We start from the raw sequence: 20,180 nt of genomic DNA on the forward strand, positions 1-20,180 counted from the left end.
AAAGAAAGAGAAGGAGGAAATTACATGAACAAGAAAAGACTCACAGCCCTGGGGATGGCAGCAGTGATACTTATGAGTGCTGCGGTTCCCGGGACAACCCATGCAGAGAAGAAAGCATCACAGTCTGCCATTGTCAGCATGGAAACCAATCGGTTGGAAAGCCCTTTGGGAATAGAAGCGGAAGAATCCCCTGTTTTTGGATGGGCCATACGGTCAGAGGCCATTGGCGTAAAGCAGGGGTCATATCAGATCGTGGTGAGAGAGGGAAGCTTGGAAGGCCCTGTGGTATGGGACAGCGGGAAGGTGACAGGAGATGACACCCAGGATATTACATATGAGGGAAAAGCGCTGAAACCGGAGACGGCCTATTACTGGCAGGTAACCTCCTGGGATACGTCGGGCAGAGAAATCGCCAGCAGCCAGGACAGCTTTGAGACAGGTGTGGACAAAGAGTCCGGATGGGACGGGGCTAAGTGGATTGCTCTGGATGAAGACAAGGTGGATTACGAAGTGGATTCCTATACGGTTTCCGGCAAGCTTCGCTTTGACAGCAAAGTTTCCCATTCTTACGCCAGCCTGGTGTACAGCTATCAGGACGTGAATCACTATTACTATATGAAGTTTATTCAAAATGCGGACGGGACCATCTCCTACGCTCCCTGTGTGGAGACGGGAACCACACAGGAGAGTTTCCGGGATACTGCTCTGATGATTGTTGATGAGACAGATACAGATTTTGATCCTTCAAAGATACCGTCTAATGTGACAGAAGATGCAGCTATGTATCAGGTTCTGGACGGCATTCAGGTGGGAGATGAGATGGAGGTTGAGGTTCATGCAGACCTGAAATCCGGAAAGGTTACTACCAGCGTTAATGGAAAAGAGGTGGGAAGCTTCTCCAAGCCCAAGTACTACTATAATTCGGCAAAACTAAAGTATTATCCATCCTGGAATTATACGCAGTTTACAAAGGGATTTGTACTGGATGCCAAAGATGTGGAATTAATGCCCCTCCAGTACGGTAGAGTTGGCATGAAGCAGAATGCGAACTCAGATTTGAAGGTAGCCTACGACAATATCAAAGTAGAGGCAGTCAGGAAAGGCAGTGACACCCCGGTGGTGACCTATTCCAAAGATTTTGAGGATGGGGTAAATGCATTCAATTTTGGAACAGTTATTGAGAACGGGAACAATCAGGAGCTTTTGATCCAGTCCCACCCGGGAGATTATGATCTGCTGGTTACCCAGGAGGATTTTGAGGGCCAGAGTGCACCGATGCTGCGAAAGAAGTTTTCACCGAAAAAGGAGATCGCCACTGCCAGAATCTATTCTACGGCCCTGGGATTGTATGACCTTTATCTGAACGGGGAAAGAGTAGGCGTACAGGATGATGAGACCGGGGAAACCGTCTACGACGAGATGAAACCAGATTGGACGGTATACGGGGAGAAGGTAACGTACAATTCCTATGATGTGACAGATTATTTGAAGACAGGCGAAAATACGCTGGGGGTATATCTGGGAACAGGATGGTACCAGGGACGTATTTCCAGAAACACCTATAAGTCAGACGACCTGGAGTTTCTGGCAAAGATGGTTGTTACCTATACGGATGGCAGCCAGGACACGATTGTTACGGATGAGAGCTGGCAGTGCTATAACAAGGGGCCCATCACATCCAATGATATCTGGGACGGTGAACGCTACGATGCAGCTAAAGAAGTGGCCTGGGATGATGATACTGTGGACTGGGCTCCGGTGGACGATAGTTTTCGATTTACAGGGGAAATTATCCCTCAGATCGGTGAGACTGTGAGAAAAGTGGATGAGCTGACGGATGTGGAACTGTTGGACAGCAGCGGGGATAATACCTATTTCCTGTACGATTTCAAACAAAATTTTGCTGGATGGGAGAATATGGAAGTTGAAGCAGCTCCGGGTACCCGAATTGAAATTCGTCACGGGGAGATGTTAAATGATCCGGCCAGCGTAGAGAATGGCAAGGGCGATGGGGAAGTAGGTACTCTTTATACTGCAAATCTTCGGTCAGCAAAGGCGAAGGAAGTCTATGTGGTGGGAGACAGCGGAAAGGTAAATGTGAAAGCTAAATTCACGTTCTTTGGATTCCGCTATCTGGATATTCACGCATCCGCGCCCATCACTGTGAAATCTATTAAGGGGGAAGTGATCGCCTCTAACCTTGACAAGACCATGGAAATGACTACAAATGATGAGAAAGTCAACCAACTGATCCGCAATATTTACTGGAGCCAGGTGAGCAATTATTTAAGCGTACCTACGGACTGCCCCCAGAGAGATGAGAGATGGGGATACTCAGGGGATGCCAATGTATTTGCCGGAACCAGTGTCTACAATATGGACGTTCAGAACTTCATGAAGCGTTACAGCACCAATAGCTACGATGCCGCCCTGATATGGGATGGCCTGATTCCCGCAGTGGTACCTGAGGTGGGGAGCAATGACGGATACTGGCTCTGGTCGGATTCTGCCATCATCGTGCCCTGGAAATGTTACATGCAGTATGAATCCCTGTCCTATCTGGAGGATTCCTATAAGACTATGAAGGGATACATGGACTACATGGAAAAAACGTTTTTCCATGGGGATGGATCTGTGGAAGGTTCCACATTGGGTGATCACTTGGCTCCGGGCATGAGCGGCGGTGACTACGGAAATGAATTTGCGGGCACAGTGACCAGTACAGATGTGCTCCGCCATCTGATTGCTGCCTACGATATATCTATTATGGAGCAGACCTGCCGGCTTCTGGGATATAAGGAAGAGGCGGAAAAGTATCAGGCAACTTATGAGAAGCTGAAAAATTACTTTAAAAAGACTTTTGTAAAAGAAGACGGAACACTGACAGACAATACACAGGGTGCCTATGCACTGGCTATATCCCTAGGCATGATTGACGGGGATCAGATCGGCAGCGCGGCAGATGCACTGCAGACATGTATAGAAGCGGTGAATGACAGAATCACCACTGGATTTATCTCCACAAATTGGCTGATGCCTGCCCTCTCTCAAAGCGGAAAGACAGACAAGGCCTACGACCTGCTTCTTCAGACCATGGCCCCCTCCTGGCTTTATGAGGTAGAGCAGGGAGCTACCACCATCTGGGAGCGCTGGAATGCTTACAGTGCAGAGGGAGGATTTGGTGATGTATCCATGAACAGCTTTAACCATTATTCCCTGGGATCTGTGGGAGAGTGGATGTACGGTTACATGGCAGGCATTATCTCCGGAGATACACCGGGCTATCAGGAGTTTGTACTTCAGCCAATCATAGATGACCAGGGCCGTATTGATTATGTAGATGGAAGTTACCGGTCTGATTACGGAACCGTTCGCAGCAGTTGGCGGTCCGCAGAGGGAGCCATCACTTCCTACAAAGCGGAGGTGCCGGCAAATACTACGGCAACTTTATATCTCCCGATTACTGCAAAACAGGCCAAATACCTGGACGTCCCAGAAGGTATGACCTATGTGGGAATGGAAAAACACAACGAGATGATGTGTGCGCGGTATGAGCTGGTATCCGGTGTATATGACCTGACAATTTTGAGCGGGGAAGAGTATATGGACCAGGCCATGGATAAGCTCACTCAGCAGCTGGAACAGAGCAGACAGGAGGCAGCGGAAGCGGACAGAAAGGCGGAGGAAGCATGGAAGGCAGCAGAAGCAGTAAAGAAACAGGCCGGCGAGAACAGTAAGAAGGCTCAGGAAGCTTTAGAGGAAGCCAGGATGGCCCAAAAAACGGCAGAGCAAGCCCAGGCCAGACTGGAAAAAATAGAATTTACCTCCAGGAAACCTGATATAAAGGCTGTAAAGAGCACAAAGAAAAGGCAGTTAAAAATTTCCTGGAAAAAAGTAAGCGGTGCAGAGGGATATGTACTCCAGTACGCCACAAAGCCAAACTTTAAGGGAAAGAAAGCCGTCACGGTAAAGAAGGGAAGCACCCTTGGCAAATCCATCAGGAAGTTAAGGAGCGGTAAAAACTATTATGTGCGTATGAAGGCCTACAGAATAATTAGCGGAAAAAAAGTGTATACGGGCTATAGCGGAAAGAAAGTGGTTCGTGTGAAATAAGAAATAAAAATACGGGGCTGTTGCATAAGCACCCGGGCAACGCCCGGGTGTTGAAAAAGAACCTGAAGTGGTCTTAGAGCCTATTATCCTCACGATACATCTTCCTATAGACATTCGGAGACATCTGATATTTTTTCTTAAAGAGTTTCCGGAAATAGCTCAGGTCAGAGTAACCTACCATATCTGAAATTTCGGTTACGGTATAATTGGAGAATTTCAGGTGAGTGGCAGCATTCTGCATCCGGATATCAAAGACAATCTCGTTGAAGGAGCACCCGGTATACTTCTTTACGAAACGGCTGAGATAACCCTCTGAAAAGTTCAAAAGCTTTGCGGCCTCATGGAGCGTTGCTGTGGCGTAATGTTCCCGGATGTAGAGAAAAACCCGGTGAAGCTCCACCGGATAAGTGTGGGAAGCGCTGGGGGTGAGCAGCTGGCGGCCGAAGAGTGTGAAAAGCTTTAAGAGGTCTGCCTTGATCAACTCCTGACTCATGGGGAGATCGGAATAGAACTCATGGAGAATCTCATGGATCAGGAACTCAGTCTCCGGTGTATTCGTGAAAACGCTGTAGGGAAGCAGCGGTGATAAGTTCAAACCACTGGAAAACAGCAGATTATGCACTCCAAAGGGGGAGGAGGGAGAAAACTCCCTGCGGATCATGATATTGAACAAAAGAGTATCCTCTGAACAAACCTTGGCGTAGTGCCAGGCATAGGGACTCATCAGGAGGATTTTGGAGGAATCCTGTTTGATACAGGTGTCCAGCATATAATTTTGTGCACTCCCCCGGCAGATCACATTTAACTCATAAAAGTCATGGTCGTGAAGATTGTGGGGCGTATAGCGCCTCTGCGTTCTCTCCCTGTCATAGATTGTCTCATCGGTGTGAAGAAACACGGTTACATCCTTGTCTTTTGTAAAGTGAAACAGGTCAAACTTTATATGCTGAGGAAATAAAGAGACAGCGCTGCGGGGAGTTTTCGGCTTGTGAGTCCGAAAATAGGCGGAAATGTTTTCTAAATTAATTCGTGCACAGTCCTCATAGGAGAGCAGGATTTTTTTAGCATTCCCAGTGCTGCTGGGGCTGTTAACCTCTTGCCTATCAATGTGGGTATACTCAGCCATGACGAACGCTCCTCTCTTACACAAAAAAATGTGGTAATGATGCACAAAAAACCGAGCTGATATTTATAGAATATACCATATTGCGACGGTGAGAGCAACAGATAAAAGGAAAAGAAGTCATAAAGTTACCCTATTCAAGTAAAATTACTCCCCGCTTTTAATCAGAAAAAGGTGATAAGATACTGAACAGATACGAACCCGGCATAGACAAAAAATCGTGAGATCATGCAGAGGAAGCCAGGGACGTAATCAAAGAGAGAGGAGAAATACAACATGAGGAAGGGAAAACAGTATCTAAAAAGAACATTGGCCGCTGCGTTAGTGCCGGCATTGGTGTTTTCCACAGGGAGTGGCGCAGCATCCGCTTATGTACAGGCAGCGCCCGCAGCAGCAGAATCTGCTGCAGACAGCATAGGGAACCTGAAGGTGGACTATCAGAGCAATCCTCTGGGAATCGATTCCGGCGATGTAAAATTCAGCTGGAATATGACGTCCGGCCGGACCGGGGCAGCTCAGAAGGCATATGAGATCACGGTTACGGATGAAAAAGGTAAGGTTGTGTGGAACAAAAAGGCAGACAGCGGTATCTCTACCGGTATAGCCTATGGAGGAGAGGAACTGAAGCTTCAGACGCGCTATATCTGGAATGTGAAGGTCACGGCAGAGAACGGGGAGGTCTATATCTCAGAGGATGCTTTCTTTGAAACAGGTACAGACTTTAGCGATGCCCAGTGGATTAAACAGACTGTGGAGAGCCAGGCAGCGCCTCTGTTCCGTACAGAAGCAACCCTGGACAACAAGGAAATTGCATCCGCAAGGCTTTATATGACTTCCATGGGAATCTATGAGGCATATATCAATGGTCAGGAAGTGGTGTCAGATGTGGATGACATCTTCAATCCAGGCTGGGTGGAGTACAATGACTATGTAAATTATCAGACATACGACGTCACTTCCTACGTTAAAGCGGGGGAAAACTGCATTGGGGCTGTAGTGGGAAATGGCTGGTATAAAGGACGTATCAGCGGCAGCGCAGACTACAAAAATGCCTTTGGTGACACCGGGGATGCGGCAGCCAAGGAGCTGGCGCTTCTGGGCAAGCTGGTAGTTACCTATGCGGACGGAAGCACGGATGTGGTGACCACGGACGAGGACACCTGGACCTACTCCAACCAAAGCCCTTATCTGGTGAACGATTTCTATGACGGAGAAACCTTTGACGCAAATGTGGCAAAAGCAATTGATGGCTGGAATGAAGTGGGATATGAACCACAGACAGAATGGGCCAAGCCAGAGGCGGACGAGTACTACGGCGAAGTTAAGGCAAACGCCAAAGCTACCGCCCGCATTGCCAAAGAATATACGCAGGTGCCCATAGCTGCCTATACCTACAACGAGTCGGAAAACAGAGCTCCGGATGCAGACCTGGTCTATGGCTCTGTGGTGGAACATCCAGTAAATGTGACACAGCCGGTCACCCTGAGGGCCGGGGACAAGCTGATCGTGGATATGGGACAGAACATGGTAGGAGTATCCCGGATGGTGGTGTCCGGTGACAAGGATACCAAGGTTAAACAGCGCTTTGCCGAGATGCTCAACGACGGAAAAGATCCGGACGGAGAGGGAACCTGCGGCAGCGACGGACCCAAGGGAACCATTTATACAGCGTCTCTGATCAACGGCGGTCTGGGAAATGCACTCTGCGAGGACACCTATATCCTTTCAGGAGAAGGCCAGGAAAGTTACCGTGCATCCCTCACCTATCACGGATTCCGCTATATTGAGATCAGTACCACCAAAGACGTGATCATCCACGGAATCGACGGAAAGGTCATAACGGGAGTCGGCGATCAGACAGGATTTATAGAGACCTCGGATGCAAACGTCAACAAACTTTTTAAAAATGCACTTTGGGGACAGATCGGAAACTATCTCTCGGTTCCCACAGACTGTCCGCAGCGCGCAGAGCGTTATGGCTGGACAGGTGACGCACAGCTCTTTGCACAGACAGGCGCCATGAACTTTGAGGTAAACGCATTTTTGGAGAACTATATCCAGATTATGAACAGCTACCTGAATCTGTATGCAGACTCTCAGGGCGCTTTCTACGGGCCGGTTATCCCCAACGGATATTTCTTCCCCGCGCTGGGATGCGGCTGGAGTGATGCCGGAGTCCTTATTCCGTGGGTGCTGTACCAGCAGAACGGTGACCTCTCCATGATCAGGCAGTATTATCCGGAGATGGACCGCTATATGAACTATGTATATGAGAATGGTTACAGCACATTCCTGTTTGGCGACTGGCTGGCATTCACCGCAGCCTCCACACAGTGTATCAACATGGAATACCAGTACTACACCTCCCAGCTGATGGCTAAGATGGCCGGACTTCTGGGAAAAACGGAGGACGTTCAGAAATATGAGAAACGCAGTGAGGAAGTGAAGGAGGCGTTTCTTGCAAAGTATGTGGACGAGAACGGAAATCTCCTCTCCGGCTCCGCAGACGGGTTCCCAACCGTAGGATTTTCAGGGGCACCCACACAGGATAATGCACAGACAGGTCTATTGTGGGCTTTGAAGCTGGGGCTCTATGACAGCCAGCAGACCAGAAATACCATGGTAAGAAACCTGGTAAAAAATATCAGGAATAAGAACCAGTCCATGCGGGAAGGACAGCCGGAAAATACGCTTTCAGTAGGATTCCTGGGTGTCAATGTCATCCTTCCGGTACTGACCTCCATCGGTGAGCCAGACGTTGCCTACGATCTGTTATTCCAGGATGCGTGCCCGTCATGGCTGTATGCAGTAAAGAACGGTGCCACTACCATCTGGGAGAGATGGAACTCCTACTCCCAGGAGGACAGCTTTGGGGATTATGGGATGAACTCTTTCAATCACTACTCCTACGGGGCATGTGTTGAGTGGATGTATAACTATATGAGCGGTATCAAGGCAGATGAAAACGCACCGGGTTACAAGAAGTTCATCCTGCAGCCATCCGTAGATGCAGCCGGAAGACTGGACTATGTAAATGGTTCCTATGAATCCGTATATGGAACCATCCAATCCAACTGGACCGCAGAGGATGGGAAGATGACCTCCTACACAGCAGTTGTTCCGGCCAACACCACAGCCACCCTGTATCTGCCAATCAAGGAAATCCAGGCGAAAGCCATGGCTGTACCGGAAGGCGTGGAGTATGCCGGAATGGAAGAGCACAATGGCATGAAAACTGCAAAGTACAACTTGCAGGCAGGAAGTTATCAGTTTGCCGTCTCAGACGAAGAGGATGCTGCAAATGCAGCTATTGAGGAAGCCAACAGACTGGCGGAGGAAGCAAACAAGAGGGCAGAGGAAGCCGATAAGAGGGCAGAGGAGGCTAAAGCTTTGGCAGGTGCAAACAGCCAGGCCGCCAAGGAGGCCTTAGAGGCAGCCGCGAAGGCCCGGAAACTGGCAGAGGAAGCACAGTTAAAAGTTGAAAAACTGGAATTTAAGGCCCAGAAGCCATCCATAAAGGCGGCTAAGAGCACAAACAAGAAGCAGGCAAAAATATCCTGGAAGAAGATTACGGGGGCAGACGGCTATACCGTCCAGTACTCCACAAAGGCAAACTTCAAGGGAGCAAAAAAGGTAACGCTGAAGCAAAACACTGTAACCAGGACTCTCAAAAAGCTGAAGAGCAGTAAAAAATATTACGTGAGGGTAAGAGCTTACAAAACCATTGGCAAAAAGAAAGTATACACAAATTATAGTAATAGAAAGAGCATGCGTGTGAAATAAAACGGTTATTGCACTGCATAGCTGCAAGGTATTTCCCGGGTAAAAGAGAGGGCTGCATCACTGAGAATAGTGGGCAGCTCTCTCTTGGCGCAAATTAGTCTACATTTCTTTTTCATATTTAAAGCGGTAGTAAACGCCATAACCGATGACCAGGAGATAGGAAAATACCAGCAGCAGAACTGCCGTGATATCCACGCCCATCAGGGCAAAGGAAAGCATAAGTGCGCCAAAGACGAATATCATCAGGTCATAGGATTTGGCCTTTGACCGGTTTGAGATCGCGATATTGCGTTCATCCCTTTGGTCTATAGCAATCTGCCTTTGAATATCCGGGCTGTTTTTTATAGCCTGGCGGCCAATTACATTCCCCATACCATGACCAAATATACCGCTGCCCACGCCAATACATACATAGGGGAGGGCGTTCATGAACCCCTGGGGGTCAGAGAAGGTTTTTAGCAGTACAAACCCCAATCCCAGCACCAAGAGTCCTATGATAACTAAAAAATAATCAACTACGTTTTTTTTCATTTTAGATCCTCCTCATAAATAAAAATATCTTCGATTTTCATATCAAAATAACGTGCGATTTTAAAAGCCAGGATAATGGATGGGTTGTATCTTCCATTTTCCAACGAACCGATTGTCTGCCTTGATACCTCGAGGGCAAAGGCCAAATCCTCCTGCTTGATTCCCCTGCCTTTTCGTATTTCTTCCAGACGGTTTTTCAAAAAATCCCTCCTTTCCATGGAAAGCATACTTTCCATAACTTTATTATAACACTATACGCTCGTATGTCAAGTTAACTTTCCATAGATAAGAAAAAGTCCGTTTGACCTGAGATTTGTATACCAAAAAAGTGGCAATAAGTTACTCTCTTTCATTTATGATAGAAATATCTCGAAAGGAGGAGAATTAATTTATGGAGAGAAAAAGATTATGGAAACAGGGAATGGCAGTTCTGATGACAGGTGCCATAATCGTCGGGAGTCTCAGCCCGGCAATGCCGTCAATAGCAGCGGCTGGTTCAGTGACAAAAAGTATTACAGCACTGAAAACCAACGGAAGGGTGAACCCTCTTGGCATTGACAGTGAAGTGCCGGTATTTGGCTGGCAGATGCAGTCGGAAACCATTGGAGCAAAGCAAACGGCTTACAGGATCGTGGTTAACGACCTGGGCGGCAACGTGATGTGGGACAGCGGAAAGGTGAATGACAGCGTATCCGCCAATATAACATATGAGGGAAAAGCACTGCAGGCAAAGACAATGTATCAGTGGAAGGTAACCGTAACTGATGAGACCGGAAAAGAGTATACGTCTGAGACAAATACCTTTGAGACATCTCTGATGGACACCACCTACGCGTCCTGGGATGGGGCAGAGTGGATTGGATCTGAGGATCTGAACTTTGATTCCACATCTGCTGCCTATTTTGATATGGACATGACACTTCAGATTCCTGAGGGCAGTACCAGAGCGGCAGTGATTCTGGGAGCTGGTGATTTCCGCCTGAAAAACTCAGCCATGAATATCTGGGGCTCCCAGACAGAAAACAGTTATTTTAAATACGAAGTAGATATTGCAAACCCGGCGAAACCGGTCTTGAATATTTATGTGGTGGGCATGCCCGCAAATGGACAGACAGCAGAAAATGACGAGGACGTTCCCGACTATACGGTAGATATCCCGGCAGAAGTGTTCAAAGAAGCAGGAGTTCATGGCACCATTGCTATGAAACTGGCTACACTTTCCAATATCAACAAAGTCAGCTGTATTTTAAATGGTGTAACAGTGGATAACGCCCGCCAACTGAATCCCCTGGGAGCAAGCCATGACTATAACAGCTTTCCGAACCTGAACTCCATCGGTTTTGCAGTTCCGGCCGGAGAGACGGCTGCTTACAGCAATATTCAGATTAACTATCCCGGAGACAATGTAGAGGGTATCTTCTTCAGCGCAAAGGAGGGCGCCACCTATGAAATTTTCAAAGGCTTGGATGGAGTCACAGTAGGTGCGGACAATATTATAACGGTTAAGGGCGGTTCGGATGGTGTATTGGCCTATGCAGATCCCTCCCATGGTTCTTCCCCTATGGTGAGAACTGAGTTTAAGGCAGAAGACAAAGAAATCGCCAGTGCCAGACTCTACGTGACGGCTCAGGGTATCTATGAAATATTCTTAAACGGCGAGCAGGTAGGTGATGGATGGTTTAACCCTGGAAGCGCTGAGTATGCCAGCACCATGCCTTACCAGGTATACGATGTGACAGATCTGCTGAAGGCAGGCGACAATGCCATTGGTGCCCAGATGGGAAGCGGCTGGTGGAGCGGCTACCAGACATACACAGCATCCAATTACAATTATTACGGAGCAAAGCAGGCGCTTCTCGCAAAAATGGACATCACCTATGGGGACGGGACGACCCAGACAGTGGTGACGGACAAAGACACCTGGAAGGTGTCCACAGAGGGACCGGTTGAGTATGATTCCTTCTATCAGGGAGAACGCTACAACGGGCAAACAGCAGAAGAATACAAGGGTTGGTCCACAACGGCATACAGTGATGCAGACTGGGAGGAACCGGCAGTACTGGAACCGAGATTTAATGATTTTGACTTTGTAACCAGATATGACGACCAGGCAGGAATCGTTAAAGAGCTGGATGCAGTGGAGGCTCTGGGAGAAGCACAGCCGGGGACAGGCTCCTACATCTATGATATGGGTGAGAATGTAATCGGTATCCCAAAGATTACCATTCCCGCAGAGTATGTGGATGAAGGGGACGAAGTGACCGTCCGCTACGCAGAGATTCTCTATCCGAATCTCCCCGAGTATGAGGAAGCCGGACTGGTTGGGTCCATGATGGTGGAAAACCTGCGCGCAGCCCTGTGCACCGATTTTTACACGGCAACTGCAGGGGATCAGGTATTTGAGCCTCACTTTACCTTCCATGGATATCGTTATATTGAAATTACGGGGCTTAAAAAAGAGCTTCCAAAGGAAAATATCAAGACAGAGGTGCTCTCATCCGTGGAGATGACAGCAGATTACAACAGCTCCAATGATCTGGTGAACCGGCTGTTTAAGAATGTGCAGAACTCCCAGACGAGCAACTTTTTGTCACTGCCCACAGACTGCCCCCAGAGAAATGAGAGAATGGGATGGACCGGCGACGCACAGGTATTTTCCCTGGCAGCATCCTACAACACAGACGTGTACAATTTCTACCGGAACTGGCTGGTATCCCTGAGAGACTGCCAGAACAGGGATGGCTCCCTCCCGGTAACAGCGCCTACCTTTACACCTGTGAGGGATACCATGGCACCTGGCTTTATGGGCGTATCCTGGGATGCAGCTCTGACGGTGATCCCATACAATATGTATAAGCAGTCCGGAAACACACAGATTATTGAAGAAAATATAGAGGCAATTGATAAGTACCTGGAATATCTGAATACAAACAAGCTGAGCGATGAGTATCCAAACCTGACAACACAGACCGGCATCCTGGCAGACTGGCTGTCTGTGGATTCTACCAGCGCCGATTTGATCAACAATGCCGTTTACGTGTATCTGATGGGCCTGGCAAGAGATATGGCAGGAGTGATCGGCAGAACGGACCTGCAGCAGAAATATGCGGAAAGGTATACTCTTGGCAAAGAGCAGTGGAATGCGAAGTACATCAATCCGGATGACGGTAAACCGTATCCGATCACCTCTTCAGGGTGGGGTGGAGTTACCACCACAGTGAATGATACCGAGGCAGCTTACGCCACACCGCTCCGCTATGGAATTTTTAACGAAGAGAATGAACCAAAGGCAGTGAAAAATTATGTGGAAGCAGTAAAAAAGGCAGGCTACACTATTACCTCCGGTTTCTCGGGAACACCAAACTTGGTACCGGTCCTGACCAAGTATGGCTATATTAAAGAGGCATATAAGCTCTTTGAACAGACTGAGTACGCATCATGGCTGTATCCCGTTACCCAGGGTGCGACCTCTGTGTGGGAACGCTGGAACTCCTACACTGTAGAGGGAGGATTCAATGGAAATAACTCCATGAACTCCTTCAACCACTTCTCGCTGGGTGCGATCTCTGAATGGATGATGTCCTATCAGCTGGGTATCACAACAGATGAAGGAAAAGCGGGATACCAGGATTTTGTACTGCAGCCTACAGTTGGAGGAACCTTCACTTATGCCAACGGAAGTTATGATTCCAACTATGGCACCATTTACAGCGGATGGACTGCCGAGGAAGGTGAAATCACTTCCTACCAGGCAGCTGTGCCAGCAAATACCACAGCAACCTTATATCTTCCCATCAATGAGACCCAGTTAGATTTCATGAGTATACCCCAGGGGGCATCCTATGCGGGAAGAGAAAAACGCAATGGACAGGACTGCGCAAAGTTTGCTTTAGTATCCGGATCATATTCTTTTGACATTGCCACAAGACTGGAGGCATCCAACCTTTCCAGCCAGAAGCTGAAAGCAGAGCTGGAAGCAGCCAAGAAAGAGCTGGCAGAAGCCGAGAAGGCGGCAGAGGAAGCAAAGAAACTGGCCGGAGAGAACAGCGCAAAGGCACAGGAAGCGCTGGAAGCGGCAAAAGAAGCACAGCTGCGGGTAGACAGACTGGAGTTCTCCGCAAAGAAAATGGCTGTCAAAGCGGTTAAGAGCAAAAAGAAAAAAGCAGCTGTTGTGACCTGGAAAAAAGTGAGTGGGGCAGAGGGATACGTGATTCAGTACTCCAGAAAGTCCAACCTGACTGGTGGAAAGAAGCTGACCATCAAGAAGGGTAGTACAGTAAGCAGGACTATCAAGAAACTGCAGTCAGGTAAGAAATACTACTTCCGTGTCAGAGCTTATAAGACCATCGGCGGTAAAAAAGTGTACACCAGCTACAGTTCTAAAAAGAGTGTGCGTATAAAATAAGCTAAATAGAAAAATACGGTAGCTTCTCATAAAACAGTATCAACTAACCAACTGAAATAGGGTAGCTGCCATACAGGGTGCAGAAAAAGTACTGATACAAGCGGCTTTGCGGGCGCGTTTCCCACGTGGCAAGGGATTTATACCTTTTCCCTCAAAAACGCCTTCCTACTGCGTAACATACCTATCCCAAAATCAGCAGTTTTATAAAGCGGTTGGATTAGACGATTCTTGAGTACCGTATAGTTTCCAGTGTTGGATTATCCGACATCGGATAATCCAACGCAATTAAATAAAGATATAAATAACTAAAGAAAAATCAGATACGGATTTACCCAATTACCATTCCCTTCCTATCCTTTCCCTAACCCCTCACCTTTGGGGTAAGACAAAGCGGCAGAGCCGCCGGAACAGAAAAGAATGGAATGGGAGAAGTGGCAGTACAAAGAAATATCGTTTGCTATGTTACGCAATAGAACGCCATTTTTAAGGGTAGGAGTATAAAACCTTATCCCTGCCCCTATCACCGCTGTAATGCCGCTTAAATCAAGCGAGAAACGCACTCTATCGTGTTACATTCCATAATGGATTGAGAGCGTAAGCGGTTTATCCTATTGCGCTCTCATTGCTACTTCCTACCTGTCAAAACGAAATTGCAGGATAGCTTTGATAAGCTGTGCTTTCAGACGGTCTTGAATATCGTCGTTGATATGTCCCCGATAGGTAGACAGATATTTGATGTGTCCGGCATAGTGCCGCAATACCGCGTCTATGATTTCCGGTTCTCCGGCGACAGCTTTTTCAATGAATTTAAAGGGTATCAGCTTCTTGTTCCTCATCTTTTGACTTTAACCATTCCTTTCTCAACTGCTTCAATGTCGCATGCTTCCAGTAATTCACTGTGCTTCTGCTTCTTCCATACTCGTTCCCGATTTTTCTTTCACTATAACCGAGGACGAAATACATCAGCAGGACAGTGCGCCTTTGCTCCGACAATTTGACTAATGCGTCGGCTAACCGGGGCTATTACAACAAACGCTCATGCAGAATAAAACCGCATGAGTGTTTGAGTAATAAGAATTATCAAGGTATGCTAAATGATATGTGTGTTCATATTCATAGCCGGAATACTTCGTTGCAGTAAGCATGATTTTTTTAATAATCTATTATCCATGACACTTGCAATTGGCATGACGGCTACCTCCCGAAGCCGCCATAAAAATAAAACAGCGGCTTTATCTAAGCCGCCGCTTTAAGCGCGTAAGGGTATGTCTGCTGTGCGACGGCTTTTTTCTTTTGCCGTCCGTCCGGCAGATTTATGTTGAAATTAAATTGCTTAACCAAAAGGAGATTTCCTCAAATGCTTCCTTGTTCAATCTGTATTTTTTATATCGCCCTAACCTTTCAACCGTAATGAGGTTACTTAGTTCTAACTTTTTCAGAGTATCATTAGCAAGAGCATGAAATTGTTTATTCAAGCAATCGCGAGTCCTAATCATTTTATACTCACTGTTCAAAGCTGCTTTTTATTGAAAAGCCGAATTGCAATAAGTAATCCCAAAAGGGATAAAATGACGGAAATAAAAGCGGGTATCATAAATTCTGCCGGAATGGCTTCGCCGGAAATCAAATCTACATTTTTTAAGGTTAAGATAAATGGGTTGAATTTAGCAATCGGCTCAATCATTCCAAGCAAAGATATAAGGGCAACAATGCCGCCCGTAAAGAGTATACTTGTAAAAGTCTGCTTGAATATCACGCACCCAGTCATCAGAATACTCAAATACAGAAAACCAACTATCCAAAGAGAAACTGCGGCTAAGGCAACATTTGAAAGGTTGTTGTCAATCCATAAAAGGGCTGTATAACCGTATGTCGCAGCATACCCAATCCAATAGCTGATTGTCATAAGTGCGGCGGCTACCGTATATTTTGCAAGGATAACAGCTTTACGGGACAACCCCTTTGTAACCATTAAAACTAAGGTTCCTTTGGAATATTCATTTGACATACAGCTTCCAAACAAAATGATAAATGCGCTGAACCCAACGCCGGAAATGTTTTTGTAAAATTGTTTCCATGCGTCCAAAGCGACTGGTTCAGAAGTCATTTCCATATCTGCGGCTAAAGCCGATAAAATCTCCGGCGTAAATTTTGCAAGAAATGCGCTCATAATACCGAAAATCAGAAAAACCGCGAATAGGATAAGAAAACGATAATTCTTCATATTTTCCGTAAATTCTTTTTTTACAAAAGCAATATATCCACTCATTTCACTACCTCCAAAAACAGGCTTTCAAGGGACGGCTCCATAAGTTCTATTTTTACGGGGCAAATCCCTGTTTCCGCAAGTACACGAAACAAAGATTTTTGCACACTTACCATATCGCGGCTATGTAAAATAAGTTCCCTGTTATTTTCTTCGGAATAAAATAACAATGGCTCTATGGATTTTTGCTTCTTGAATAGCTGCAAATCTTTATCTGCCGAAAATTCTAAAAGCAAGCTATCGTGTCCATGCAAAGCCTTAATTTCTGCAAGTGTTCCGGTGACAGTAATTTTTCCCTCGTTCAAAAAAGCGGCATGGTCGCAAATACGCTCTACATCAGAAAGAATGTGAGTGGAAAATAACACCGTTGTCGTTCCACTGATTTTATAGAGAATATCCAAAATCTCTTTTCTTCCTACGGGGTCAAGCGCACTTGTCGGTTCATCACAAATCAGTAATTTGGGCTGTGTGAGCAATGCTTGTGCAATTCCCAACCGTTGCTTCATACCACGAGAAAATCCACCGATTTGTTTTGTTGCACCGTTTAGGCCGACAAGGGAGAGCAGTTCTTCACTTCTTTTGGATATTTCGGCTTTTGATAGACCAATGACTTCTCCGCATAGTTTTAGATACTGTATGGGTGTCATATAGTTATAAAATTCTGGGACGTCCGGCAAATATCCGATATATTGATTTGTCCTTGTCTGCCCAAAGCAAACAGGCTCATTGCAGACAGCGATTTTTCCGTTGTCGGGCTGTAATAGCCCCAACACCATTTTCATGGTCGTTGTTTTGCCGGCTCCGTTTTTCCCTATGAAACCAAAGACACTTCCCTCCGGTACAGACAGATTAAGATTGTCAATGATTTTCTGCTTTCCAAAACTTTTAGATAAGCTTTGTATTGTGAGGATGTTCATTCGTTCTCCCCCTTTCCAAAGACAAAATAAATGATCGGTCCAAAGAGCAAGAGCACTACAGCAATCACAAGCCACATGGCTCTGTTTCCAAAGCGATTGCGTGGGTGTCGCAGAATATGTCTTACTGCCGCTACTGCAAGAGCAATATCTACAAACAGAACGGGAATCAGCAAGGGCAGAATTTCAAATAGAATGTTCAATGTTTTTACCTCCTATATATTGTCGTTTTAATAATATTATCATAATGATAATATAAAGTCAATAGGAAACCGCCCCTACATGGGACGGTCATTTTATTTGTCTGTATTTTCTGCTGGAGACACAATTACACCTATCGTCCGTAACTTACGTTTTGAGTTAGGTTCATTATTTTTTACTGCGCTGATTATCTGAGAAATGCTTGTTACAAGAGAAGTCAATTCATCATCAGAGAGATAGAGTGGGGAAAGAGAAAATCCCGTCATATCTTTTTTGATATTGATATTCGGAGATTGACAGTATTCTTGAAACTGCTTTGCAAATCCAAAGATATACTGCATGAAATACTGCATATAAAGTTCGCCGGAATTTTCCTCAACCATAGTTTCCATATTGCTGTTGATGTCGTATGCGAGTGCATAGGTTTTTTCTACTGTACCGCGTACCTGTGTTTCTTCTACCACTTGCAAAATGCCGTCGCTCAACATTTTCTTGATGTGCCGGTATAGGGTAGCTTGAGGAATATCGATATAAGTATCGGCTAAATGCTTCGCTGTTGCTTTCCCTTTTGAATATATTTCAAGCAGCAATTTACATTTCACTGGATTTGTAATGCAATCCATAAGTTTATCTGTCATCTTTTTCCCTCCTGCTTTGATATATGAAAATATTATCATTTTGATACTAAAAAGTCAATTGGCACTTTGACATACCATAATTAAAAATTTGAAGCATTTTTTCAGTGTATGTTTGGCATTTTTGAAAATCCCTCGCAGTAGGTAGTGAAAGAAAAATTATCACAAAGCGGGTAGAAAAACCGCTTGAAAACGTCTTGTTAGAGAAAGGGGGATACTCATGGAAAACAGGAAACGAAACGTGCAAATCATTATTCGGGTAACAGAGGAAGAACGGGCGTTAATTGAAGAAAAAATGCAGCAGATACCGACGCTCAATCTCTCTGCCTATGCTCGGAAAATACTCATTGACGGGTACATCATCACGCTTGATTTGCAGGAAGTCAAAAGGCATACGGCGCAGCTTCAGAAAATCGGCGTGAATGTCAATCAGATTGCAAACCTTTCATAAAATTCAATTTGCGTATTTAGGATGACGTAAAAAATGGCTGTTTTGCTGACAAATTATGTTAACAGGTTTATAATGAAAACAAAAAGTATGGGAGGAATGGGTATTGTATGAAAAGAAAAGATTGGATTTTAAAGATTGGTATTTTTATCATGTTTTTTGCATTTATTCTTGCAACACCGGTGCTGCAGGCTCAGGCAAAGGGAAAACTTCATGCATTGGCAATCAGCGGATGGCCTGAGAGAGCAAAAAATAGCCAAGAATTAATGTATTCCAGGTTGTGTGAGAATAAGTTAGACAATTATGTCACCTCACAGAAAAATATACATGCCTACAGTTATGATTATAAAGAGGGGGTATCCAGAACAAGCATAAATCAAATTTTAGACCATTCGTTTGGCTCTAGCCAAGGGGATGATCTGAACATTTTTTATTATGCAGGCCATTCCACTGCACGTTTAGAGGAAAATAAAGTTCTGGAGGCTTACGGGATTACACTTTCTTCAAGCGATTATTACGAATATGAAGATTTGACAAGGCAGTTGGCAAAGTATAAAGGGCAGATAGTTGTTATATTGGACACTTGCTGTGCAGAAGCTTTTTATAATTTGGGAGTTTCAAAGCTTCCAGATAAAGATAAAAAAAGATTTACCTGTATCTTGTCCTGTGGGTATGAAGAGGAGAGTCAATTTGGATCCTTATTAGAATTGCCATACACATGGTTTGGGGGATATTCCTATGGGAAATTTACCTTTGCCATGGGGAAGGGGTTAGGCTTTTGGGATGACAATGTAAAAGCTGATGCGAATAAAGATGGCAAAGTTACCGTGAGGGAACTGTTCAATTATACTTCAAAAAATACCAAGCCCATGTTTGAAAAAATGACTGTTAAAATGTATTCTTCTAATCCAGATTTGGTTATTTTTAGCTTTCCTCCAGAGCTGACAGTAGATAAGACTTCAATCACACTTACCAAGGGAACGTCAGTACAAATAACAGCAGAGAAAAAGAATACATCTGCCAAAATTAAATGGTCCAGTACCAATAAGAAAGTCGCTGCGGTTACCAATTCAGGAAGGGTAAAGGCCGAGGGAAAAGGTACATGTAAAATCAAAGCTTCCGTATCTGGAAAAACAGTGTATGTTAAAGTTAAAGTAACAAATCCATCCATAAAATTAAATAAAAAGAAAGTGACATTATATACAACAGGTAAAAGTACGGTACAATTAAATGCTGTCCTTAATGGAAAAAAGAACAAAGTTTCCTGGAAATCCAGTAATACCTCTGTTGCATCCGTTAATTCCAAGGGTAAAGTCACTGCAAAGAGGGCCGGAAAAGTAACCATTACTGCAAAAGCCAATGGCGTTACTGCTAAATGCGAGATTACAGTTATAAAAAAGAAGAATTCAACCATCAAGGATTTAAGAGGCAGATATTTTAAATCAATAGGTGATGATAAGGTTACGTTATACTTTGCGGAAGAGAAGAATCAGTTGTATGATATTTCGGTAACGATAACAATGGGATGGAACTCGACCAAAGTTTTCTTTAAAAATAGGCCGGATAGGAAAGGAAACTATGAAACAGTATCCACTTATGCCACCGGATACTATTATAACTTAACTCCATTCTGGATAAAATGTACCAGGATTTCTGAAAAGAAAATCAAATTCAATGTAACGTTGGCAACTGGACAGAATATTGTCGCTGGCGATTTTGTTGAAACGGATTTTCGGGGAAAGATTAAATAGGTCAGTCATT

The 20,180-nt window shown here is 45.4% G+C and carries 12 protein-coding genes and 2 pseudogenes; 5 read left to right on the top strand and 9 right to left on the bottom strand.

The window, feature by feature from the left end:
• Positions 1 to 24: 24 nt before the first annotated feature.
• Entirely contained in the window at positions 25 to 4,113 is a 4,089-nt protein-coding gene (locus AC0THY_RS03740; protein ID WP_489993133.1) for a family 78 glycoside hydrolase catalytic domain, read from the top strand.
• Between the two features lie 73 nt (positions 4,114 to 4,186).
• Here AC0THY_RS03740 and AC0THY_RS03745 read toward each other — a convergent pair whose 3' ends face one another.
• A complete protein-coding gene (locus AC0THY_RS03745) occupies positions 4,187 to 5,239 on the bottom strand; it encodes an AraC family transcriptional regulator (RefSeq protein ID WP_489993134.1) in 1,053 nt (350 codons plus the stop codon).
• Positions 5,240 to 5,512: 273 nt separating this feature from the next.
• Between AC0THY_RS03745 and AC0THY_RS03750 the strand changes: the two genes are divergently transcribed.
• Complete coding sequence (locus AC0THY_RS03750) at positions 5,513 to 9,019, top strand: family 78 glycoside hydrolase catalytic domain (RefSeq protein ID WP_489993135.1); 3,507 nt, start codon at positions 5,513 to 5,515, stop codon at positions 9,017 to 9,019.
• Positions 9,020 to 9,118: 99 nt separating this feature from the next.
• Here AC0THY_RS03750 and AC0THY_RS03755 read toward each other — a convergent pair whose 3' ends face one another.
• Entirely contained in the window at positions 9,119 to 9,550 is a 432-nt protein-coding gene (locus AC0THY_RS03755; protein ID WP_489993136.1) for a DUF6442 family protein, read from the bottom strand.
• The gene (locus AC0THY_RS03760) at positions 9,547 to 9,750 is read right to left on the bottom strand and encodes a helix-turn-helix transcriptional regulator (RefSeq protein WP_489993137.1); all 204 of its coding nucleotides are present in this window, start codon (positions 9,748 to 9,750) and stop codon (positions 9,547 to 9,549) included. The genes AC0THY_RS03755 and AC0THY_RS03760 overlap by 4 nt, the downstream gene beginning before the upstream one ends.
• A gap of 191 nt (positions 9,751 to 9,941) precedes the next feature.
• Between AC0THY_RS03760 and AC0THY_RS03765 the strand changes: the two genes are divergently transcribed.
• Positions 9,942 to 13,955, top strand: a complete 4,014-nt coding sequence (locus AC0THY_RS03765; RefSeq protein WP_489993138.1) for a family 78 glycoside hydrolase catalytic domain — start codon at positions 9,942 to 9,944, stop codon at positions 13,953 to 13,955.
• A 632-nt stretch (positions 13,956 to 14,587) separates the two neighbouring features.
• On the opposite strand, the gene AC0THY_RS03770 is transcribed toward AC0THY_RS03765, so the two are convergent.
• The 6 genes and pseudogenes from AC0THY_RS03770 to AC0THY_RS03795 form a co-directional block, all read right to left on the bottom strand.
• On the bottom strand, positions 14,588 to 14,791 hold the full coding sequence (locus AC0THY_RS03770) for a helix-turn-helix domain-containing protein (protein WP_489993139.1): 204 nt from the start codon (positions 14,789 to 14,791) through the stop codon (positions 14,588 to 14,590).
• Positions 14,763 to 14,957, bottom strand: a pseudogene (locus tag AC0THY_RS03775) (sigma factor-like helix-turn-helix DNA-binding protein); the annotation flags it as partial. The pseudogene AC0THY_RS03775 and the gene AC0THY_RS03770, both read right to left, overlap by 29 nt.
• A gap of 508 nt (positions 14,958 to 15,465) precedes the next feature.
• Entirely contained in the window at positions 15,466 to 16,224 is a 759-nt protein-coding gene (locus tag AC0THY_RS03780) for an ABC transporter permease (RefSeq protein ID WP_489993140.1), read from the bottom strand.
• Positions 16,221 to 17,138 (bottom strand): ABC transporter ATP-binding protein, encoded by a 918-nt coding sequence (locus tag AC0THY_RS03785; protein WP_489993141.1) that lies wholly within the window; start codon positions 17,136 to 17,138, stop codon positions 16,221 to 16,223. The genes AC0THY_RS03780 and AC0THY_RS03785 overlap by 4 nt, the downstream gene beginning before the upstream one ends.
• On the bottom strand, positions 17,135 to 17,338 hold the full coding sequence (locus AC0THY_RS03790) for a PLDc N-terminal domain-containing protein (protein ID WP_489993142.1): 204 nt from the start codon (positions 17,336 to 17,338) through the stop codon (positions 17,135 to 17,137). The genes AC0THY_RS03785 and AC0THY_RS03790 overlap by 4 nt, the downstream gene beginning before the upstream one ends.
• Before the next feature lie 93 nt (positions 17,339 to 17,431).
• Positions 17,432 to 17,974: a helix-turn-helix domain-containing protein gene (locus AC0THY_RS03795; RefSeq protein WP_489993143.1), complete on the bottom strand. Its 543-nt coding sequence runs from the start codon at positions 17,972 to 17,974 to the stop codon at positions 17,432 to 17,434.
• Positions 17,975 to 18,191: 217 nt separating this feature from the next.
• Here AC0THY_RS03795 and AC0THY_RS03800 point away from each other — a divergent pair.
• Together AC0THY_RS03800 and AC0THY_RS03805 are read left to right on the top strand one after the other, a co-directional pair.
• Positions 18,192 to 18,410 (top strand): annotated as a pseudogene (locus tag AC0THY_RS03800) (plasmid mobilization protein); the annotation flags it as partial.
• 119 nt (positions 18,411 to 18,529) lie between these two features.
• Positions 18,530 to 20,170 carry an Ig-like domain-containing protein gene (locus AC0THY_RS03805; RefSeq protein ID WP_489993144.1) on the top strand — a complete coding sequence of 547 codons (1,641 nt, stop codon included), beginning with the start codon at positions 18,530 to 18,532 and terminating at the stop codon, positions 20,168 to 20,170.
• The last annotated feature ends 10 nt before the right edge of the window (positions 20,171 to 20,180 follow it).

It is taken from the genome of Ruminococcus sp. 8Y-12, from assembly GCF_058119865.1.